This window comes from Enterobacter sp. Li2LvB3, from assembly GCF_056156645.1.
Genome location: NZ_JBSICG010000050.1, coordinates 1 through 3,221 on the forward strand (window position 1 = coordinate 1; position 3,221 = coordinate 3,221).

A 3,221-nucleotide genomic window follows, 5' to 3' on the forward strand; every position below is an offset into this window, starting at 1 on the left:
TTTGCTCTTTAAAAATCTGGATCAAGCTGAAAATTGAAACGACACACCTTAACGGGTGTGTTCGAGTCTCTCAAATTTTCGCAATTTGATGATGAATCGAAAGAAACATCTTCGGGTTGTGAGGTTAAGCGACTAAGCGTACACGGTGGATGCCCTGGCAGTCAGAGGCGATGAAGGACGTGCTAATCTGCGATAAGCGCCGGCGAGGTGATATGAACCTTTGACCCGGCGATTTCCGAATGGGGAAACCCAGTGTGTTCCGACACACTATCGTTAAGTGAATACATAGCTTAACGAAGCGAACCGGGGGAACTGAAACATCTAAGTACCCCGAGGAAAAGAAATCAACCGAGATTCCCCCAGTAGCGGCGAGCGAACGGGGAGCAGCCCAGAGTCTGAATCAGCTTGTGTGTTAGTGGAACGGTCTGGAAAGTCCGGCGATACAGGGTGATAGCCCCGTACACGAAAGCACACAGGTTGTGAACTCGAAGAGTAGGGCGGGACACGTGGTATCCTGTCTGAATATGGGGGGACCATCCTCCAAGGCTAAATACTCCTGACTGACCGATAGTGAACCAGTACCGTGAGGGAAAGGCGAAAAGAACCCCGGCGAGGGGAGTGAAAAAGAACCTGAAACCGTGTACGTACAAGCAGTGGGAGCACCTTCGTGGTGTGACTGCGTACCTTTTGTATAATGGGTCAGCGACTTATATTCTGTAGCAAGGTTAACCGTATAGGGGAGCCGAAGGGAAACCGAGTCTTAACTGGGCGTTAAGTTGCAGGGTATAGACCCGAAACCCGGTGATCTAGCCATGGGCAGGTTGAAGGTTGGGTAACACTAACTGGAGGACCGAACCGACTAATGTTGAAAAATTAGCGGATGACTTGTGGCTGGGGGTGAAAGGCCAATCAAACCGGGAGATAGCTGGTTCTCCCCGAAAGCTATTTAGGTAGCGCCTCGTGAATTCATCTTCGGGGGTAGAGCACTGTTTCGGCTAGGGGGCCATCCCGGCTTACCAACCCGATGCAAACTACGAATACCGAAGAATGTTATCACGGGAGACACACGGCGGGTGCTAACGTCCGTCGTGAAGAGGGAAACAACCCAGACCGCCAGCTAAGGTCCCAAAGTCATGGTTAAGTGGGAAACGATGTGGGAAGGCACAGACAGCCAGGATGTTGGCTTAGAAGCAGCCATCATTTAAAGAAAGCGTAATAGCTCACTGGTCGAGTCGGCCTGCGCGGAAGATGTAACGGGGCTAAACCATGCACCGAAGCTGCGGCAGCGACGCTTATGCGTTGTTGGGTAGGGGAGCGTTCTGTAAGCCGTTGAAGGTGTCCTGTGAGGGGTGCTGGAGGTATCAGAAGTGCGAATGCTGACATAAGTAACGATAATGCGGGTGAAAAGCCCGCACGCCGGAAGACCAAGGGTTCCTGTCCAACGTTAATCGGGGCAGGGTGAGTCGACCCCTAAGGCGAGGCCGAAAGGCGTAGTCGATGGGAAACAGGTTAATATTCCTGTACTTGGTGTTACTGCGAAGGGGGGACGGAGAAGGCTATGTTAGCCGGGCGACGGTTGTCCCGGTTTAAGCATGTAGGCGGAGAGTTTAGGTAAATCCGGACTCTTTTTAACGCTGAGGTGTGATGACGAGGTACTACGGTACTGAAGTAACAAATGCCCTGCTTCCAGGAAAAGCCTCTAAGCATCAGGTAACATCAAATCGTACCCCAAACCGACACAGGTGGTCAGGTAGAGAATACCAAGGCGCTTGAGAGAACTCGGGTGAAGGAACTAGGCAAAATGGTGCCGTAACTTCGGGAGAAGGCACGCTGATGTGTAGGTGAAGCCCCTGCGGGTGGAGCTGAAATCAGTCGAAGATACCAGCTGGCTGCAACTGTTTATTAAAAACACAGCACTGTGCAAACACGAAAGTGGACGTATACGGTGTGACGCCTGCCCGGTGCCGGAAGGTTAATTGATGGGGTTAGCGGCAACGCGAAGCTCTTGATCGAAGCCCCGGTAAACGGCGGCCGTAACTATAACGGTCCTAAGGTAGCGAAATTCCTTGTCGGGTAAGTTCCGACCTGCACGAATGGCGTAATGATGGCCAGGCTGTCTCCACCCGAGACTCAGTGAAATTGAACTCGCTGTGAAGATGCAGTGTACCCGCGGCAAGACGGAAAGACCCCGTGAACCTTTACTATAGCTTGACACTGAACACTGGTCCTTGATGTGTAGGATAGGTGGGAGGCTTTGAAGCGTGGACGCCAGTCTGCGTGGAGCCAACCTTGAAATACCACCCTTTAATGGCTGGTGTTCTAACGTAGACCCGTAATCCGGGTTGCGGACAGTGTCTGGTGGGTAGTTTGACTGGGGCGGTCTCCTCCCAAAGAGTAACGGAGGAGCACGAAGGTTAGCTAATCCTGGTCGGACATCAGGAGGTTAGTGCAATGGCATAAGCTAGCTTGACTGCGAGAGTGACGGCTCGAGCAGGTGCGAAAGCAGGTCATAGTGATCCGGTGGTTCTGAATGGAAGGGCCATCGCTCAACGGATAAAAGGTACTCCGGGGATAACAGGCTGATACCGCCCAAGAGTTCATATCGACGGCGGTGTTTGGCACCTCGATGTCGGCTCATCACATCCTGGGGCTGAAGTAGGTCCCAAGGGTACGGCTGTTCGCCGTTTAAAGTGGTACGCGAGCTGGGTTTAGAACGTCGTGAGACAGTTCGGTCCCTATCTGCCGTGGGCGCTGGAGAATTGAGGGGGGCTGCTCCTAGTACGAGAGGACCGGAGTGGACGCATCACTGGTGTTCGGGTTGTCATGCCAATGGCATTGCCCGGTAGCTAAATGCGGAAAAGATAAGTGCTGAAAGCATCTAAGCACGAAACTTGCCCCGAGATGAGTTCTCCCTGACCCTTTAAGGGTCCTGAAGGAACGTTGAAGACTACGACGTTGATAGGTCGGGTGTGTAAGCGTAGCGATACGTTGAGCTAACCGATACTAATGAACCGTGAGGCTTAACCTTACAACGCCGAAGCTGTTTCGGCGGTTGAGAGACAGAATATTTTCAGCTTTGATACAGATTTAACAGAATTTGCCTGGCGGCTTTAGCGCGGTGGTCCCACCTGACCCCATGCCGAACTCAGAAGTGAAACGCCGTAGCGCCGATGGTAGTGTGGGGTCTCCCCATGTGAGAGTAGGGAACTGCCAGGCATCAA

At 52.6% G+C, this 3,221-nt stretch carries 2 rRNA genes; both read left to right on the forward strand.

Annotated elements, in window-relative coordinates:
- Positions 1–122 precede the first annotated feature (122 nt).
- A 23S ribosomal RNA gene (locus ACS603_RS23295) occupies positions 123–3,028 on the forward strand.
- A 72-nt stretch (positions 3,029–3,100) separates the two neighbouring features.
- Positions 3,101–3,216 (forward strand): 5S ribosomal RNA (rrf, locus tag ACS603_RS23300).
- Positions 3,217–3,221 lie beyond the last annotated feature (5 nt).